Below are 16,578 nucleotides of genomic sequence, written 5' to 3' on the forward strand. Positions count from 1 at the left end.
CGCGCGCCACCTCGTACGGCGAGTAGTCCTTGAGGGTGACCGCGTCGTGCAGGCGCGCGCTCCTGCCGCCGAGCCGCCCGGCCGCTCTGATGACCGCGTCCGGGAGGAGGTCGAGCACGCGGGCGGTCTGGACGAGCGCCCACAGGTCGAACCGGCCGGCGGGGACGAGCCGCCTGGCCATGCCGAGCGCCAGCTTCCGGCTGCCGCGCACGTAGGCGTCCAGCTCGGCCTCGTACGCGGGGAACGCCCGCGCGGGGTCGCCGCCCGCCGCGGCGAGCTCGCCCGCCAGCACGTACGCGCCCACCACGGCCAGGCTGGTGCTGCCGCCGACGGCGGGCCCCGGGCAGTAGCCGGCGTCGCCGACGAGTGTGACGCGCCCGCGCGACCAGGTGTCCATGCGCAGCTGGGTGATGCTGTCGAAGTAGAACGCGGGCGTGGCGTCCAGCTCGGCCAGCAGCCGCGGCACCTCCCAGCCGAGGTCGGCGAAGTGCTCGCGCAGCAGCTCCTTCTGCCGGGGCACGTCCCGGTAGTGGTAGTCGAGGGGGGCGCGGGTGCGGAAGAGGAAGACAGCCCGCGCGTCCGGCAGGTGGGCCGCCGAGTACAGGCCGACGAGCCGGTCCACCGCCGAGACGCCTTCCATGCGTCCTTCGAGGCCCAGATGGTTCGGCACGGACGCCACCGCGAGGTAGGAGCCGATCCAGGCGGCGAAGCGCTCCTCGGGGCCGAACACCAGGCGGCGCACGTTCGAGTGCAGCCCGTCCGCGCCGATCACCAGGTCGAACCGGCGCGACGGCCCCCGCTCGAACTCCACCTCGCCGTCCTCGCCGATGGCCGTGATCGAGTCGTCGAAGACGTACTCGGCGTCGTCGCGACCGGCGTCGTAGAAGATCTCGCTCAGGTCGTCGCGCATGATCTCCACGTGCCGTTCCGAGATCGCGGCGACGAGCTTTCCGGTGCTCATCCGCACCGGCCTGGACCGGCCCGGGATGTGGAAGGTCAGTAAGTCGGTGCCGGTCCTCCTGGCTCTGATCCGGTCGAGCACGCCCATCTTGGCGGCGATGTCGACGGCGGGCGCGAACAGGTCGACCGCGTGGCCGCCGGTCTTGCGCAGCGCGGGGGCGCGTTCCACGACGGTGACCGTGAAGCCGTAACGGGTGAGCCAGTAGGCGAGGACGGGGCCGGCGACGCTGGCGCCGGAGATGAGGACGCGCATGGACATCCCTCCTTACTTACCGGATGGTAAAACAGTGGCGGCGATCACCACAAGGACTTACTTAACAGTAGGTAAGGATTAGGGTGGGGCCATGGCCAGGCCGAGTGACACCAGGGCGCGCATCCAGGCGGTGGCGCGCGAGCTGTTCGTGCGCCAGGGCGTGCAGAACACCAGCCTGCGCCAGATCGCCGACCGGCTCGGCATCACCAAACCGGCCCTCTACTACCACTTCGCCTCACGCGACGACCTGGTGCGCAGCATCGTGCAGCCGCTCGTCGACGACATGGAACGGTTCGTGGCCGGCCGGGAGCCAGGCGGCGATCCGCGCGAGCTGCTCGACGACTACTTCGACCTGATCTGGCGGCACCGCGAGGTGATCGTCATGATGGTGCGCGAGCTGACCGTGCTGTCCCACCTCGACCTGGGCAAACGCATGATCGAATGGCGGCAGCGGCTGGTCGCCCTGCTGCTCGGCGACGACCTCACCACCGCCCAGCGCATCCGGGCGACGATCGCGCTGGGCGGCCTGGCCGACTGCTCGGTCGAGTACGCCCACCTGCCCGCCGAGGACGTCAAGCCGACGGCAGTCGAGGTCGCGGCCACCGCGCTCGGCTTCTAGTCACAGCCCGCTGGACCGCTCCTAGGCCCTGCCGGCTTCAGACCGCGATGTAGAGGTCGACGCCCTCCGGGTGGTGCACCTCCACGTCGGTGGTGAACGCCCTGGCCGGCGTGCCGCCCGACTCGGTGTGCTTCCACACCTGCTGCCAGGCCTCGGCCAGCCCCTGCGGCATCGGGCCGCGCGCCTCCACCTTGATGACCGTGGCGGCCGGCACCCGCACCGCCACCATCCCCTCGGGCAGCCGCGGCACCGTGCGCACGGCCGTGCCGACGATCTGCGTGAAGGCCCCGTGGTGGTCGCTCTCGTAGTCGGTGAGCACCGCGTACAGGTTCTCGTCGACGCGGTTGGGCACGTGGGCGAACGCCCCCGGGCCGCCGGCCCGCCGCCACAGGACCGGCAGCCTCGCCCGCGCCGGGTCCATCTCCTCGGCGTTCGTGGTGCGCACGACGAACCCGACGACGATCATCTCGCCCCGCTCGGTGACGTCCACACGCCCTCCCTCCCCCATAAGCATCCCGGCCCGATCATAAACCCCTGAGAAAGGGGGGAAATCTCAGGTGGCAGCATTCACGACATAAGATGGATCAACGTGAAATTTCTTAACGGTTTGGCCCCGCCCTATGACCTGACCTACAGCGACGTGTTCATGGCGCCGTCACGCTCCTCCGTCGGGTCTCGGCTGGAGGTCGACCTGTCCACGCACGACGGCACCGGCACCACCATCCCGGTCGTCGTGGCCAACATGACCGCGGTCGCCGGCCGGCGCATGGCCGAGACCGTGGCCCGCCGCGGCGGCATCGCGGTGATCCCGCAGGACATCCCGTTCGACGTGGTCGCGGACGTGGTCGACTGGGTCAAGCGGCGCGACCTCGTACACGACACTCCGCTCGTGCTCACCCCGCACGACACCGTGGGCGAGGCGCTGCAGCTGCTGCCCAAACGGGCGCACGGCGCCGTCATCGTCGTCGACTGGGAGAACCGCCCCGTCGGCGTGGTCACCGACGCCGACTGCAAGGGCGTCGACATGTTCACCCAGCTCGCCCAGGTGATGTCCAGCGAGCTGCTCACGCTGCCGGCGGGGCTCGCCCCGCGCGAGGCGTTCGACCGGCTGCACGAGGGGCGGCACCGGCTGGCGCCCATCGTGGACGAGGCGGGCGGCCTGGTCGGCATCCTCACCCGTACCGGCGCGCTGCGCGCCACCCTCTACCAGCCGGCCGTGGACGCCGGCGGACGGCTGAGGGTCGCCGCCGCCGTCGGGGTCAACGGCGACGTCGCGGCCAAGGCCGAGGAACTGCTCGGAACCGGCGTCGACTGCCTGGTCGTCGACACCGCCCACGGGCACCAGGAGAAGATGATCGCGGCGCTGCGCGCGGTGCGGGCCCTGAACCCGGGCGTGCCCGTCGCGGCAGGCAACGTGGTCACCGCCGCAGGCGTGTGCGACCTGGTGGAGGCGGGCGCCGACATCGTCAAGGTCGGCGTCGGGCCGGGCGCCATGTGCACGACCCGGATGATGACCGGAGTGGGCCGGCCGCAGTTCTCCGCCGTGCTGGAGTGCGCCGCCGAGGCGCGCAGGCTCGGCCGGCACGTGTGGGCCGACGGCGGCGTCCGCCACCCGCGCGACGTGGCGCTGGCCCTGGCGGCGGGGGCGTCCAACGTGATGATCGGCTCTTGGTTCGCCGGCACGTACGAGTCGCCCGGCGACGCCCACACCGACGCCGACGGCCGCGTCTACAAGGAGAACTTCGGCATGGCCTCCGCCCGCGCCGTCCGGCTGCGCACCGCCGACGACAGCGCGTTCGACCGGGCCAGGAAGGCGCTGTTCGAGGAGGGGATCTCCACCTCGCGCATGTACCTGGACCCGCGCCGGCCCAGCGTGGAGGACCAGATCGACGCGATCGTGGCGGGGCTGCGCTCGTCGTGCACGTACGCGGGCGCGACGAACCTGGAGGAGTTCCACGAACGCGCGGTCGTCGGCGTCCAGAGCTCCTCCGGATACTCGGAGGGCATGCCGGTCCACATCAGCTGGTGACCCACGGCAGGGGAACCGGCCTCCTCCCGACCGCGTAGAGTCGTCAGGTTCATAGCCATCGTCAACAGGAGCACTTCGTGGCACTCTCGAAGCCGGAGATCGACTTCCCTGGCGGCAACCCGCCCGCCGACCTGGAGATCGAGGACATCGTCGTCGGCGACGGCCCCGAGGCCAAGCCCGGCCACCAGGTCAGCGTCCACTACGTCGGCGTCGCCTTCTCCACGGGCGAGGAGTTCGACGCGTCGTGGAACCGCGGCCAGGCGTTCGAGTTCCCGCTGGGCGGCGGGCGCGTGATCGCGGGCTGGGACCAGGGCGTCGCGGGCATGAAGGTGGGCGGCCGGCGCAAGCTCGTCATCCCGCCCCACCTGGGCTACGGGAACGCCGGCGCCGGCGCCCGCATCAAGCCCGGCGAGACGCTCATCTTCGTCGTGGACCTGCTCGGCGTCCGCTGACGTCCCGACGCCCCGCCCTCCCCAGAGGGCGGGGCGTCACCGTTCCGCCCCACGCCTCTCCTCGGCCGTGCCCCACGCGGCCTCCCGCCGGTCGTCCGCCGCCGGCCGGGCGCTCTCGCGGCGGGGCGTCACCGCGGGATTGCGGAAATGTCGTGGAAGTGAGGCACGATAGCGGTGTGCTGCTGATCGACGTGGTCCGGGTGTCCCAGGCGGTGGCCCGCACGCCCGCGCGGCTGGGGAAGATCGGTCATCTGGCCGAGCTGCTCGGCCGGGTCGGCCCCGACGAGGCGGAGATCGCCATCTCCTACCTGTCGGGTGAGCTGCCCCAGCGCCAGATCGGCGTGGGCTGGCGCTCCCTGCAGGACGTGCCCGTCCCGAAACTGGCCGCGACCGCCACGCTGACCGACGTCGACTCCCTGCTCTCCAGGATCAAGGCCGTGTCCGGCCAGGGCTCCCAGGCGGCCCGCAAGACGCTGGTCGGGGAGCTGTTCGCGGGGCTGACCAGTCAGGAGCAGGCGTTCATGCTCAAGCTGCTCGGCGGCGAGCTCCGCCAGGGCGCGCTCGACGGCGTGATGATCGAGGCGGTGGCCAAGGCGTCCGGGGCACCGTCGGCCGACGTCCGCCGGGCGCTCACGCTCCGCGGCTGGCTGCCCGCCGTCGGCGCGGCCGCGCTGGCCGGCGGCGTGCCGAGTCTCAAGGCGTTCCGGCTGGAGGTGGGCCGGCCGGTCTCGCCCATGCTGGCCGGCAGCGCCCCCGACGTGGCCGCCGCCCTGACGAAGGCGGGCGCCCCCGCCGCGTTCGAGTGGAAGCTCGACGGCATCCGCGTCCAGGCGCACCGCTCCGGCTCGGAGGTCAGGGTCTTCACCCGTACGCTCGACGACATCACCTCCCGGGTCCCCGAGCTGGCGGAGGCCGTGCTGGCGCTCCCGGTGCGCGACGCGGTGCTCGACGGCGAGGTGCTCGCGCTCCGCCCCGACGGCCGCCCGCATCCCTTCCAGGTGACGGCCGCCCGCACCGGCAGCAAGATCGATATCGACCGCCTGCGCGAGGCGACGCCGCTGAGCGTCTTCTTCTTCGACGCGCTCCGGATCGAGGGCGCCGACCTGCTCGACCTGCCGTACGCCGACCGCCAGGAGGCGCTGACGTCGGCGGTCCCCGCGCCGTTGCTCACCCCGCGCCTGGTCACCGCTGATGCGGCGGAGGCGGAGCGGTTCTTCGCCGAGGTGGTGCGGGCCGGCCATGAAGGGCTGGTGGTGAAGGCGCTGTCGTCCCCTTACGCGGCGGGCCGGCGCGGCGCGGGCTGGATCAAGGTCAAGCCGCGCCACACGCTCGACCTGGTGGTGCTGGCCGCCGAATGGGGTCACGGCCGCCGCGAGGGCAAGCTGTCCAACCTCCATCTCGGCGCCCGCGACCCGGAGACGGGCGCGTTCGTCATGCTGGGCAAGACCTTCAAGGGCCTCACCGACGAGCTGCTCGCCTGGCAGACCGAGCGTTTCCTGGAGCTCGCCGACGGTCCCACGACGGAGTGGACGGTACGGGTGCGTCCCGAGCTGGTGGTGGAGATCGCCTTCGACGGCGTGCAGCGCTCCCCCCGCTATCCGGGCGGCATGGCCCTGCGTTTCGCCAGGGTCCTGCGCTACCGCCCCGACAAGCGCGCCGAGGACGCCGACACGGTCGACACGGTCCGCTCCCTCATGGTCTGACGCGCACCCGGCCGGTTCAGCGACCCGGGCCCCGGTTTTGAGGACTCCGCACGCCTGCCGCCGGTCAGGAGGATCACTCCTGGATGACATAAGTCACAAAATGTCCCTTTAACTTGCCTTTGTCCGGTTTTGGTGGAGTAAGTTCGTCCACGTCAGAGGGGACGCGTGCCGTCCCCGCTTCTCCCCTCGGCCGGCGTGCCCCCGACGCTCATCCCGCACGGCCACTGATCACCGACGAGGACCGTGGTCGACCGTGGGTCAGCATTCCACCCCCAACCGCAGCAAGTCAGGCAAGCGCCGCTGGGCCGCCGTCGCGGCGGGCGGCGTCGCCGTCGCCGTCGCCGTCACCACCTGGGCGGCCCTGCAGGGAGACGCCGACGGCGGCACCGTCGCCCCGCTCGTCGCCGCCGCTCCCCCGCGACCGCCCGCCTCTCCGGAGCAGGCCGAACAGCGGGCGGCCACCCCCACACCGACTCCCACCGCCACACCGGCCACACCCGCCACCCAGGCGCCCGTGGCCGAGTCCACGCCGAAGAAGAAGGCCAAGCCCAAGGCCCGGGTCGTCGCGTCCGGCAGGTGCGGAGCCTCGTACTACCACGAGCCCCAGATGACCGCGAGTGGCGAGCGCTTCAACCCGTCGGCCATGACCGCGGCCCACAAGACGCTCAAGCTCGGCAGCAAGGTGCGGGTCACCAACCCGGCCACCGGGAAGTCGGTCACGGTCCGGATCAACGACCGCGGCCCGTACATCGGAGGCCGCTGCCTCGACCTCTCCCGCGCCGCCTTCGCGAAGATCGGCAATCTCAACTCCGGGGTCATGAAGGTCGCGTACGAGGTCCTCGCCGCCTGATCTCCCACCTGCGCAGCGCCGCCGATGCCGGCGGGATGGCGTGACCGGGACGGCTTCACGAAGCGGTGCGGTGATCGGCCGATGGTCATCCGGCCGGCGTCGTACGGCGGGGCGTCAATCCACCTCCACGTCGTCGAGCAGCCGGAGGAGGCTGGAGAGCACGTGGAGGCAGGCGTCGACCTCATCCCCCGTCACCTGCCCGGCGGCCGGGCCGAGCATCGCGCGCTCGCGGTCGATCACCGCGGTGATGGCCGCCCGGCCCTTCTCGGTGAGCCGGATCAGCGACGACCGTTTGTGCGCCGGATTGGCGACGAACTCCACCAGCCCGAGTCCGGCCGCTTCGTTGCTCATGCGCTGCACGAACTGACGGCTCAGCGCCTGCGCCCGGCCCATCTGGGGGACGGTCATGGGCCCGTGCTCGCGCAGCAGGTTGAGCACCGCCCGGACACCGACCGACAGCCCTTCGATGGGCGCGTCCTGTTCCACCTTGCGATAGGCCCGGCGGTAGAGCGGCCCTACGAGGTCGAACACCTCGACGAGCCGGTCGGCCAGTTCAGCGGGGGCGCGGCCGGTCCCGGCCGGTCCTGCCGAGGCAGGGTCATGCCGAGTGCCGGCGGGCTCCCGGGAGGCCGAGGCATGGCCTGTCCCGGCGGGCTCCCCGGAGGCCGAGGCGTGGTCCGTCCCTGCCGGTTCTCCGGAGGTCGGCTGGCGGTCTGTTCCGGTCACTCCCTCATGATGACACCTCAGTTGCCAGACGAGGCCTTCAATTGACACCTTGGTTGCCAACCTGGCGGAGAAATGACACCCTGGTTGTCATGAATGATCTGTTCTGGGTGGACACCGGCGTCGGCCGTCCCGTCGTCCTCTTGCACGGCGGGTTCCTGGACCATCGGATGTGGGAGGACCAGATCCCTGCTCTGGCCGCCGGGCATCGCGTCATCGTGCCGGACGCCCGCGGTCACGGCCGATCCGCCAACGCCACCGGGCCGTACCGGCTCACCGACGACGTCGCCGGCCTGCTCCGCCACCTGAACACCGGCCCCGCGGTCCTGGTGGGCCTCTCCATGGGAGGGAGCGTCGCGATCGACACCGCGCTGGAACATCCCGACCTCGTCAGCGCGGCGGTCGTCAGCGGAGTGGGCACCAGCGAGCCGTACTTCACCGACCCGTGGACCACTCAGGCCATGGCCGCCTGGCACGGCGCGATGGCCGCCGGGGACCTCGATGCCTCGATCGAGGGCTTCCTGCTCTTCGCCGCCGGCCCGCACCGCACCCTGGACGACGTCGATCCGCGGGTCACCGGCCGCCTGCGCCAGATGGCCGAGGACACCATGGCCAAGCACAGCCCCGGCGAGCCCCACCACCTCGTCCCCGTGACCGGCACCTGGGAGCGCCTGCCCACGATCAGCGTCCCCGTGCTGGCCGTCAACGGCGTCCTCGACTCGCCCGACCACCTCGGCATGGCCGAACGCCTGATCGGCGCCGTGCCCGACGGCCGCGTCCGCGCCATCGACGGCGCCGCCCACTACCCGAACATGGAACGCCCGGACGCCTTCAACGCGATCATCGGCGACTTCCTGCAGACCGTGTGACCGGTCCGCCCCCGCGCTGTTCCACGGAGGGCGGAACGACAGGTGGTGTCAGGACGAGCCGACATCCTTCGTACGGTGCCGAAAACACGCCGAAGACCGGAGGTCCCGCCTTCGGATGAAGGCGGGTCCGTCTCGGGCGACTCCCGCTTGCCGGCCCGGTGGCGGTTACTTCACCATCCGGATCGTCATCGGGTAGCGGTACTCGCCGCCCGACAGGGCCGAGACGCCCGCCACGATGGACAGGACGACACCGACCACCCAGATGACCGGCACCAGCACCAGGCCGACGATCGTGATCGGGAGCAGGATGGACGCGCCCACGAGCGTGAGCTGGAAGTTCAGCGCCTCCACCGAGTGGCGGCGGATGTAGGGGGAGGTCTTGCCGGCCGTCAACATCAACAGGAGCGGCCCGACGACCGGGAAGCCGAGCAGGGTGAGCAGGTGGGCCGCGGAGGCGCCGAGGCGCTCGTTGCTCTCCGGCTCGGCCGTGGGACGGGGCGCGGCCGGCTGCGGCGTCGCCAGGCGAGGCACGGCGTGCGGGCCGTAGAGCTCGGTCATGATCGGCATGAGGTCGCCGTGGGTGCGCGCCGTCATCGCGCGCTCCAGCCTCTCGTCGAACTCGAACTTGTCGAAGCGGCCGTCGGCGTACGCGAGCTTGACGTGTTCCACCACGTGTTCGCGGTCCTGGTTGGTGACGCGCAGCTCGGGCGGCGGCGCGTAGCCGCGCCTGGCAGATGTGGGTTCCCCGGCCATCATGATCGCGCGGAGGAGACCGCCGGCGTCGGCCGGCGGGAGAACCCGCGCTCCCTCCCTCCGTATGCGGTCGGCGTGTGCCGATGGTGTGACGGTCTCGATGCCGTTCGCCTGGGCGGACGCGCCGCCACGGCCACGTGCCGGCCGCGCTCTCGCCCTGCGCCTGAGCCTGCACGCGGGCGGCCGTCCACCGCGCGTCTCTCCCTCACGTGACCTTTCCCCTCGAAGAGGCTCCGTACCTGCGCGTCTCGCGGGCCGGCGACCATCACCTGATCAAGCGAGCCGGCCCGCGGACCGTGGCCGTGAGCCCCGGGGTGTGCGGCGCCACACGACTCGCGCGAGCGGCTCGTCGAAGAACCATCGCCCCCCGGGAGCGCCCTTCCGGGGAGTTGCTCTTCAGGGAGTGGCGGAGTCACAACAGCCAGGCCTCTTTCCCGGGGATGCGAACGGTCAGTTCAATACTGCTCGACGGAGGGCCACGGCGGGCATCCGGAGAATCCCGGAGGTATCCCCGAGATCTTCCCCGACGCACTTGACCGTTGGACGGTATAAAAAGGATGCATGAGATGGCGAGACCGCTACGGCCTCCGGCGACTGCGTGGCGACAAAATCGCGAAGTTCGATCGCGAGGCCACCGACGCCGACATCGAAGCGCTCATCGCCTTCGCCAAGTCACGGCGCGGGGTCGAGTTCTACGTCGAGCCCGAGACGTTCGCGACGGACACCACCGCGGTCGCCGTCGCCGACGACGGCGAGTGGACGCGACGCAGGGTGGGATCGCCCGCGGTGATCCACAAGGTGGCCCGTGACCTGGCATTACCGGTCTACGACGTGCAGCTGACGGGCTATCCGCCCCGCATGCGCGCCTACAACGAGCGACGCCGCCAGGAAGGCGACAGCGGGCTCTGACGGTGCCGCCCGGCGCCCGCCCGGCCGCCGGGCGGGGCCTGTCGTTCACCCTCGGCGAGATCCCCGGCGTGCTGTGGACGCCGGCAGGCGCCGCAGGCACCCGCCCGCTCATCCTGATGGGACAGGGCGGCGGCCGGCACAAGAAGTCCCCCGACATGGTGGAGCGGGCGCGCCGGTTCACCACCGAGTGCGGGTACGCGGTGGTCGTGGTCGACGTGCCCGGCCACGGCGACCGGCCGGTCACCAAGGAGTACGACCGCGGGCGTCAGCCGAGGCCGCGGCGGCGGATCACCCTGACCGGGTGCCGTCCGCCCCGGCGCGGTCAGGTGAACGGCTCCGGGTCGTCCTCTCTCAGGCCGGGGACGGGCAGGAGCCAGGAGGCTCTGGGCTCGCCCATCGCGGCGTCGAGCTCGGCGGGCGTGGGCATCCGGCCGTCCATGACTCCCGGTGGCAGCAGGTGCTGGAGGGCGTGCATGAGCAGGTTGCCCATCGAGTAATGAGGGTCGAGGCTCAGCGCCCGCTCCAGGGCGATCGTGGCCAGGACGCTGTCACCGGCTCGCCAGGCCGCCATGGCCAGGAGAGAGGCCGCAGGAGGGACGAAGGCGGGCTCCAGGCGGCGGGTGAGGTCCTTCCAGAGGGCGATGTGGGAGTCGTCCATCAGGGTCCAGGCCTCGTCGCGGACTCTGATGACCGCGAGGTCGAGGCCCAGTCTGGCGGCCTCGGCGTCGTCGAGCCGGTCGCCGGCGGCGCCCCTGGTCAGGGCGGCGCGGACGCGGGCGAGGCCCTGTGCGACGAAGTCCGCGGTGAAGCCGTCGGGGTCGGCGGCGGCGGCCAGGGCCGTGCGCAGGTCGTGGACCGCCTCGGCCGTCGCCCGGCGCATCGCGAGCCGTACGGGGCCGCTCGTCGGGGCGATCGTGCCCTGGAGGGACTCGCGGTCGGGCAGGGCGACGAGGCCGCGCACGGTCGCCTCGGCGGCGACACGGCTGCTCAGCGGGTCGTACGGGGTGCCTTCCGGCGGGCAGCAGGTGGCGCTGTCGCACACGTAGGACCAGTAGCGGCCGTCGTGGGCGCGCAGCGCCTCGGCCACCTCCACGCCCGCGCGGGCGGCCATCGCGGTGGCTTCGTCGACGGCCGGGGTGACGGTCTCCCCCGGGCCGTAGCCGACGATGACGACCTGGCTCACCTCCTCCCGTTCGAACAGCGGGACCAGCGGCGCGAGGGCGCCCGGTGGCACGGGGACGTTCCACCGGGCGGCCACCTTGGCCTGGCTCCGGGCGAGGCCGACGACGATGAGGCTGTCGGCCGGGTGGAACCCGACGAGGTACGGCACGGCGGCGAGGATGTCGGCCGGGCTGGTGAGGGTGAGGCAGGAGGCGGAGATGTCGGTCGTCATGGGCCCGAGCGTGCCGCGTGACCGCCCGGGCACGAGGTCCCGAAACCGATTCTGTGGACAGGCGGCGCCTCGACCCGCGCCCCTGTGGAAAACCGACGGGTCAGGGCAGTGGGCCGGCTCGCCAGGTGGGCGGGTCCAGGTGGCCGACCGCCACGTCGAAGGCCGCACGGGCCAGCAGCGTCGAGTCCAGCATGGGCAGCGGCGACGTCACCAGCAGCGGGATCTCGGTGCACACCAGCGCCACCGCGTCGCGCCGAGGTGGCGGACGCCCTCCTGGCAGAAGGCGCGGAAGCACAGCGCGGCGCCTTCGGCGCTGTGGGCGAGACTCCCCAGATGCCGCATGCCTGATTATGGCGCGAGGCGGTCCCGTACCATCATCGCGGCGCCCGCGACGGCCGCCGGCATCGCCACGACCGCGACCAGCGGCACCATGAACAGCAGGAACACCACCACGCCGAAGCCGAGCGACACGGGCAGGTTGCGGCGCAGCAGGCGGAAGCGGTCCTTGCGGAGCATCCCGCGCCGCTCCATGCCGAGCGTGCTCAGCTCGACGGTGAGGAAGAAGCCGGACACGGCCGCCCCGATCACCGGGACCACGGTCTGGCCGAAGACGGGGATGAAGCCGAGGAAGAACAGCGGCACGGTGAACAGCAGCACGTAGCCCAGGGTGACCAGGCTGTCCTTGATGGACCGGGGCAGGGTGCGCCACCAGGGCGGGCCGTCGGCCTCCTCGACGCCGTCGGCCTTGGCCGACAGCTTCTCGTAGAACGGCTCGCCGATGGTGAGGGTGAGCGCCGCGAAGGTCAGCACCGCCAGCGCCAGCCCGCCGAGGAACAGCGCGAGCGCGACCGTCACCCGGAACGCCTCACGCCAGGACCACGAGTCGGCGAACGGGGTCAGGAACTCGGCCAGGGACAGCGCGTTGGTGCCGAGCGCGATCAGCGCCACCACGTACACGGCGAACGCGATCACTGCGGGGATCAGCCCGAACAGCCACCAGCGGCCGTTCCTGGCCACCCAGCCGACACCCTGAAGGAAGAAGCCGACCCCGCTGCCGAAGTCGCGAAGTGATCGCATGTCCGGCAGGCTAGCGCCAGAACGAGGTGACCGCGTAGCCGAGCTCGTCGAAGAGGTCGCGCAGCAGCGGCAGCGAGATGCCCAGCACGTTGCCGTGGTCGCCCTCGATGCCTTCGACGAACCAGCCGCCGCGGCCCTCGATGCTGAACGCCCCGGCCAGGCTCAGGGGCTCGCCGGTGGCGGCGTAGGCGGCGATCTCGTCCTCCGACGGGGTGCCGAAGTGGATGACGGTGGAGGCCGTCTCGGCGACCTGCCTGCCCGCCGCGACGTCGATCACGCAGTGGCCGGTGACGAGCCGCCCGGTGCGGCCGCGCATCATCCGCCAGCGCTCGATGGTCTCCTCGGTGGTGGCGGGCTTGCCGTAGGGCCGGCCGTCGAGCTCCAGGATGGAGTCGCAGCCGATGACCAGGCCCTCGCCGAGCCCTGCGGCGACCGCCTCCGCCTTGGCCTTGGCCAGGACGAGGCTGAGCGCGGCGGGCGAGTAGGCGTCGTAGGCGTCCTCGTCCACCCCGCTCACGATCACCTTGGGGTCGAGCCCCGCGCTGCGCAGGAGCGCCAGGCGGGCGGCGGAGGCTGAGGCCAGAACGATCACCCGACCAGCTTACCCGTCACCAGGCGGAGCCCCATCCGTCGCGGCTGGTGTGCGGCTCGGGCAGGTCGCCGAAGGCGTCGGCGAGGAGGACGGCCAGTTCGCCGGGCAGCGTGGCGCGCTCGCGGGCGAGCTCGGTGGTCATCTCCTCGGTGCTCATGTCGGACGCCTCCGCCCGGACGGCGAGCAGGGACATCACCATGGGGGCGAGCAGCGCCAGCAGCCGCATGACCGCGCCGGGGTCGAGGCCGGACAGCCGGGCCAGCCCGTACGCGGCGGTCTCGGTGCCCTGGCCGCCGAGGACGTGCGCGAGGATGTTCTGGCCGTCGCGGATCAGGGAGGCGACGTCGCCGTTGAACGGGTCGGCGTCGGTGTGCTCGTCGAGCGCGGTGCGCAGCGCCTCCGCGCCGTCGGGGTGCTCGGCGTCGCGGGCCATGCCGCCGACGATCGTCGCGGCGGAGGCGGCGATCACGTCGCGGGCCCTGCCGGGGTCGGTCGCGAGCATCCCGCCGATCTGCTCCAGCCCGGGATCGCCGAGTTCGGCGAGGAGCCGGTCAGTAAGTCTCACGGCGGTGTCCCCCGATCTCCGTCCCGGGTGTCCCGGGTGAGGTGCCCCGCTCGGCCCCGGGTTAAGGTCGCGGTCATCCTAACTTTTGGCCAACTGCTCCGTCCGTCTTTCCTCAACGGTCCCGCGGAGGCCGGCGGCGGTGTAGGCGCTCTCCTCGTCGAGCGTCTCGTGCTCCAGCAGGGCGGCCACGATGCCGTCGAGTCTGTCGCGGTTGTCGCGCAGGGTACGGACGGCGTCGGCGTAGCACTCGTCGACGATGCGCCGCGCCTCCTCGTCGACGATGGCGAGCGTGGCGGGTGAGGCCTGCGGCCGCCGGCCGTCGTCGGACAGGATGGTGAGCGGCCCGACCTTCTGCGACATGCCCCAGCGGCCCACCATGCCTCGGGCGATCATGGTGACCTGTTCGAGGTCGCTCTCGGCTCCGGTGGTGACGACGCCGAAGATCACGTCCTCGGCGGCCATGCCGCCGAGCGCGCCCGTGATACGGCCGCGCAGGTAGCGCTCGTCGTAGGCGTAGCGGTCGGTCTCGGGCGTGGAGAGGGTGACGCCGAGCGCCCGGCCGCGCGGGATGATGGAGATCTTCCTGACCGGGTCGGCGCCCGGCAGCAGCATGCCCAGCAGGGCGTGGCCGGCCTCGTGGTAGGCGGTCCTGACCCGCTCCTCCTCCGGCATGACGATGCTGCGGGCGGCGCCGAGCTGGAGCTTCTCCAGCGCGTCGGCGAAGTCGGCCGGGCCGACCTTCTCCTTGCCGCGCTTGGCGGCCAGCAGCGCCGCCTCGTTGACGAGGTTGGCCAGGTCGGCGCCGGTCATGCCGGGAGTGGTCCTGGCGATCCGGTCGAGGCTGACCGAGGGGTCGAGCGGCACGCCGCGGGTGTGGACGCCGAGGATCGCGGCGCGGCCGGCCGCGTCGGGCAGCCCCACCTGCACGGTCCGGTCGAACCGGCCGGGACGCAGCAGCGCCTGGTCGAGGACCTCGGGCCGGTTGGTGGCGCCGATGACGATGACGCCCTCCGCGCCGGAGAAGCCGTCCATCTCGGTGAGGATCTGGTTGAGGGTCTGCTCGCGCTCGTCGTGGCCGCCGACGCCGCCGGAGCCGCCTCGGGCGCGGCCGATGGCGTCGATCTCGTCGATGAACACGATCGACGGCGCGACCTTGCGCGCCTCCTCGAACAGGTCCCGTACGCGGGAGGCGCCGACACCGACGATCATCTCGATGAACTCGGAGGCGCCGGCCGAGAAGAACGGCACCTTCGCCTCACCGGCGACGGCCCTGGCCAGCAGCGTCTTGCCGGTGCCGGGAGGACCTGCCAGAAGGACGCCCTTGGGCAGCTTGGCGCCGAGCCTGCGGTACTTGCCGGGGTCCTTGAGGTAGTCGACGATCTCGACGAGCTCGTTCTCCACCTCGTCGATGCCGGCCACGTCGTCGAACGTGACCCGCACCCGGCCGGCCTCGACCGGCTTGGCCGCCTTCGACTTGCCGATGCCGCCGAGCCCGCCTCCGCCCATCATGCTCGCCCCGCGCCGCATGATCCAGATCCATAGACCGGCCAGGAGCAGCACCGGGAAGAGCGACAGCAGCAGGTTGAGCAGGAAGCCGCGGCCGGAGTTCAGCGGCTCCGCCCTGATCTCCACCCCGGCCGCCTGCAGCCGCTGGGAGAGCTGGTCGGTGTCGGCGAAGGTGGGGATCTCGGTGCGGAACTCGGTGTAGGGCTGGTCGCCGCTGCCGGGGTCGGTGGCGGCCGACCTGAGCTGGCCCTCCACCGACAGGCCGGTGGCGTAGATCTCCTTGACGTTCCTGGCGTTCACCTGCTTGGTGAACTCGGTGTAGGAGACGGTCTCGACGTGGCTGTCGTCGAAGAACGACGACACGAAGAAGAACACCGCGTACACGGCCAGCAGCGTGGCCGCGAACCGCCACCAGTTGATCCTCGGGCGGCCTCCGGGGGTGCCGGGCAGGCCCTCGGCCCGCCATGGCCGCCTGGTCTTGCCGTTCCTGGACGGTCGCGTCTTGGACGGTCGCGGTGGACCAGAGCGTTCCACGGCGTCGTCACTTCCCACCCTCGCCGCCCTTCATGATCTGTCTCAGCGCAGCGCCCGCACGCCGGCGATCACGCGGGGGATGTCGCGCCACCTGCTGCGTTGCGTGTCCGGCACTGAGATGAACACCAGTCCGGGCTTGCTCATTCCGCCGTCCACGATCACGACGGCCGCGCGGGAGCTCCGCTTGCCGTACGTGACCTGGTACGACAGCGCCCACCCCGCCTTGGTCCGCTGCGAGCCGAGCCAGCGGATCCTGGCGCCCTCGGGGTGGTGGTTGAGCGTCCACCGGGCGGCGAGCAGCGCGGTGTCGCGGTCGGACTTCTGCGGCTCGATCGGGACGGGGCAGCTGACCAGCATGCCGCGCGGGCCGCGCCGCGGCGGGGGCAGCACCTGCCGGCTGGTGAAGGGCGCCGGTCCGTACGACTTCCAGGGCTTGGGCAGGTCGGGCAGGATCAGGCCGGCGCGCTTGTCCCGGAGCACGTTCTTGCTCGCGCGGGGCAGCGACAGCCGCTTGAGCTTGCCCGGCAGCCGGGGCACGCGCTTGTCGGCGTACAGCGCCTCCATGGCGGTGTAGCCGGGCGCGAGCGAGGTGCCGGGGGTCGGGGTGGGGCGCGGCGTCGGCGTGGTCGCGTCGCCCGGGGCGGAGGCGGGCTCGACCGTGGGCTCCGCGCTCGCCCCCGAGGTGGGGGCCGCCGTCGGCTCGACGGCCGGTGCCCCGCCGGGCTCCTCGGTGGGCTCCTCGGTGGGCTCAGCGGTGGGCTCAGCGGCGGGCTCAGCGGTGGGCTCGGGGG

At 72.1% G+C, this 16,578-nt stretch carries 17 protein-coding genes and 1 pseudogene; 7 read left to right on the top strand and 11 right to left on the bottom strand.

Annotated features, from left to right (window positions below; translation table 11 throughout):
- Positions 1–1,213: FAD-dependent monooxygenase (locus OUY22_RS29535; RefSeq protein ID WP_270158476.1), on the bottom strand; the 1,213-nt coding region annotated here is incomplete at its 3' end.
- Between the two features lie 91 nt (positions 1,214–1,304).
- On the opposite strand from OUY22_RS29535, the gene OUY22_RS29540 reads away from it, so the two are divergent.
- Complete coding sequence (locus tag OUY22_RS29540; RefSeq protein ID WP_270158477.1) at positions 1,305–1,832, top strand: TetR/AcrR family transcriptional regulator; 528 nt, start codon at positions 1,305–1,307, stop codon at positions 1,830–1,832.
- A gap of 37 nt (positions 1,833–1,869) precedes the next feature.
- Here OUY22_RS29540 and OUY22_RS29545 read toward each other — a convergent pair whose 3' ends face one another.
- Positions 1,870–2,322 (bottom strand): GyrI-like domain-containing protein, encoded by a 453-nt coding sequence (locus OUY22_RS29545; RefSeq protein ID WP_270158478.1) that lies wholly within the window; start codon positions 2,320–2,322, stop codon positions 1,870–1,872.
- Between the two features lie 99 nt (positions 2,323–2,421).
- Between OUY22_RS29545 and OUY22_RS29550 the strand changes: the two genes are divergently transcribed.
- From OUY22_RS29550 to OUY22_RS29565, 4 genes are all read left to right on the top strand, one after another.
- On the top strand, positions 2,422–3,861 hold the full coding sequence (locus tag OUY22_RS29550) for a GuaB1 family IMP dehydrogenase-related protein (RefSeq protein ID WP_270158479.1): 1,440 nt from the start codon (positions 2,422–2,424) through the stop codon (positions 3,859–3,861).
- Positions 3,862–3,938: 77 nt separating this feature from the next.
- The gene (locus OUY22_RS29555) at positions 3,939–4,313 is read left to right on the top strand and encodes an FKBP-type peptidyl-prolyl cis-trans isomerase (RefSeq protein ID WP_270158480.1); all 375 of its coding nucleotides are present in this window, start codon (positions 3,939–3,941) and stop codon (positions 4,311–4,313) included.
- A 176-nt stretch (positions 4,314–4,489) separates the two neighbouring features.
- Entirely contained in the window at positions 4,490–6,016 is a 1,527-nt protein-coding gene (locus OUY22_RS29560; protein WP_270158481.1) for an ATP-dependent DNA ligase, read from the top strand.
- Between the two features lie 253 nt (positions 6,017–6,269).
- On the top strand, positions 6,270–6,866 hold the full coding sequence (locus OUY22_RS29565) for a septal ring lytic transglycosylase RlpA family protein (RefSeq protein WP_270158482.1): 597 nt from the start codon (positions 6,270–6,272) through the stop codon (positions 6,864–6,866).
- Positions 6,867–6,980: 114 nt separating this feature from the next.
- Here the strand turns inward: OUY22_RS29565 and OUY22_RS29570 are convergent, their stop codons facing one another.
- On the bottom strand, positions 6,981–7,592 hold the full coding sequence (locus OUY22_RS29570) for a MarR family winged helix-turn-helix transcriptional regulator (RefSeq protein ID WP_270158483.1): 612 nt from the start codon (positions 7,590–7,592) through the stop codon (positions 6,981–6,983).
- Positions 7,593–7,681: 89 nt separating this feature from the next.
- On the opposite strand from OUY22_RS29570, the gene OUY22_RS29575 reads away from it, so the two are divergent.
- On the top strand, positions 7,682–8,458 hold the full coding sequence (locus tag OUY22_RS29575) for an alpha/beta fold hydrolase (protein WP_270158484.1): 777 nt from the start codon (positions 7,682–7,684) through the stop codon (positions 8,456–8,458).
- 165 nt (positions 8,459–8,623) lie between these two features.
- Here the strand turns inward: OUY22_RS29575 and OUY22_RS29580 are convergent, their stop codons facing one another.
- Positions 8,624–9,214 (bottom strand): DUF1707 and DUF4870 domain-containing protein, encoded by a 591-nt coding sequence (locus OUY22_RS29580; protein WP_270158485.1) that lies wholly within the window; start codon positions 9,212–9,214, stop codon positions 8,624–8,626.
- Positions 9,215–9,772: 558 nt separating this feature from the next.
- Here OUY22_RS29580 and OUY22_RS29585 point away from each other — a divergent pair.
- A complete protein-coding gene (locus tag OUY22_RS29585; RefSeq protein ID WP_270158486.1) occupies positions 9,773–10,120 on the top strand; it encodes a hypothetical protein in 348 nt (115 codons plus the stop codon).
- 322 nt (positions 10,121–10,442) lie between these two features.
- Here the strand turns inward: OUY22_RS29585 and OUY22_RS29590 are convergent, their stop codons facing one another.
- The 7 genes and pseudogenes from OUY22_RS29590 to OUY22_RS29620 all read right to left on the bottom strand — a co-directional run.
- A complete protein-coding gene (locus tag OUY22_RS29590; protein ID WP_270158487.1) occupies positions 10,443–11,513 on the bottom strand; it encodes a DUF4192 domain-containing protein in 1,071 nt (356 codons plus the stop codon).
- A gap of 100 nt (positions 11,514–11,613) precedes the next feature.
- A complete protein-coding gene (locus OUY22_RS29595) occupies positions 11,614–11,748 on the bottom strand; it encodes a hypothetical protein (protein WP_270158488.1) in 135 nt (44 codons plus the stop codon).
- Positions 11,749–11,861: 113 nt separating this feature from the next.
- The gene (locus OUY22_RS29600) at positions 11,862–12,590 is read right to left on the bottom strand and encodes an EI24 domain-containing protein (protein ID WP_270158489.1); all 729 of its coding nucleotides are present in this window, start codon (positions 12,588–12,590) and stop codon (positions 11,862–11,864) included.
- Between the two features lie 10 nt (positions 12,591–12,600).
- Positions 12,601–13,182 (bottom strand): Maf family protein, encoded by a 582-nt coding sequence (locus OUY22_RS29605; RefSeq protein ID WP_270158490.1) that lies wholly within the window; start codon positions 13,180–13,182, stop codon positions 12,601–12,603.
- 16 nt (positions 13,183–13,198) lie between these two features.
- Positions 13,199–13,747, bottom strand: coding sequence for a DUF937 domain-containing protein (locus tag OUY22_RS29610; protein WP_270158491.1), 549 nt, complete (start codon positions 13,745–13,747; stop codon positions 13,199–13,201).
- A 78-nt stretch (positions 13,748–13,825) separates the two neighbouring features.
- On the bottom strand, positions 13,826–15,787 hold the full coding sequence (gene ftsH, locus OUY22_RS29615; RefSeq protein ID WP_270158492.1) for an ATP-dependent zinc metalloprotease FtsH: 1,962 nt from the start codon (positions 15,785–15,787) through the stop codon (positions 13,826–13,828).
- 42 nt (positions 15,788–15,829) lie between these two features.
- A pseudogene (locus tag OUY22_RS29620) lies at positions 15,830–16,578 on the bottom strand (hypothetical protein); the annotation flags it as partial.

The sequence above is a fragment of the Nonomuraea corallina genome (assembly GCF_027620315.1).
GTDB lineage: Bacteria > Actinomycetota > Actinomycetes > Streptosporangiales > Streptosporangiaceae > Nonomuraea > Nonomuraea corallina.

Coding starts and splice junctions, on each gene's coding strand:
- OUY22_RS29540 (WP_270158477.1), top strand. CDS start 1,305: ATGGCCAGGCCGAGTGACACCAGGGCGCGCATCCAGGCGGTGGCGCGC.
- OUY22_RS29585 (WP_270158486.1), top strand. CDS start 9,773: ATGAGATGGCGAGACCGCTACGGCCTCCGGCGACTGCGTGGCGACAAA.
- OUY22_RS29575 (WP_270158484.1), top strand. CDS start 7,682: ATGAATGATCTGTTCTGGGTGGACACCGGCGTCGGCCGTCCCGTCGTC.
- OUY22_RS29580 (WP_270158485.1), bottom strand. CDS start 9,214: ATGATGGCCGGGGAACCCACATCTGCCAGGCGCGGCTACGCGCCGCCG.
- OUY22_RS29600 (WP_270158489.1), bottom strand. CDS start 12,590: ATGCGATCACTTCGCGACTTCGGCAGCGGGGTCGGCTTCTTCCTTCAG.
- OUY22_RS29590 (WP_270158487.1), bottom strand. CDS start 11,513: ATGACGACCGACATCTCCGCCTCCTGCCTCACCCTCACCAGCCCGGCC.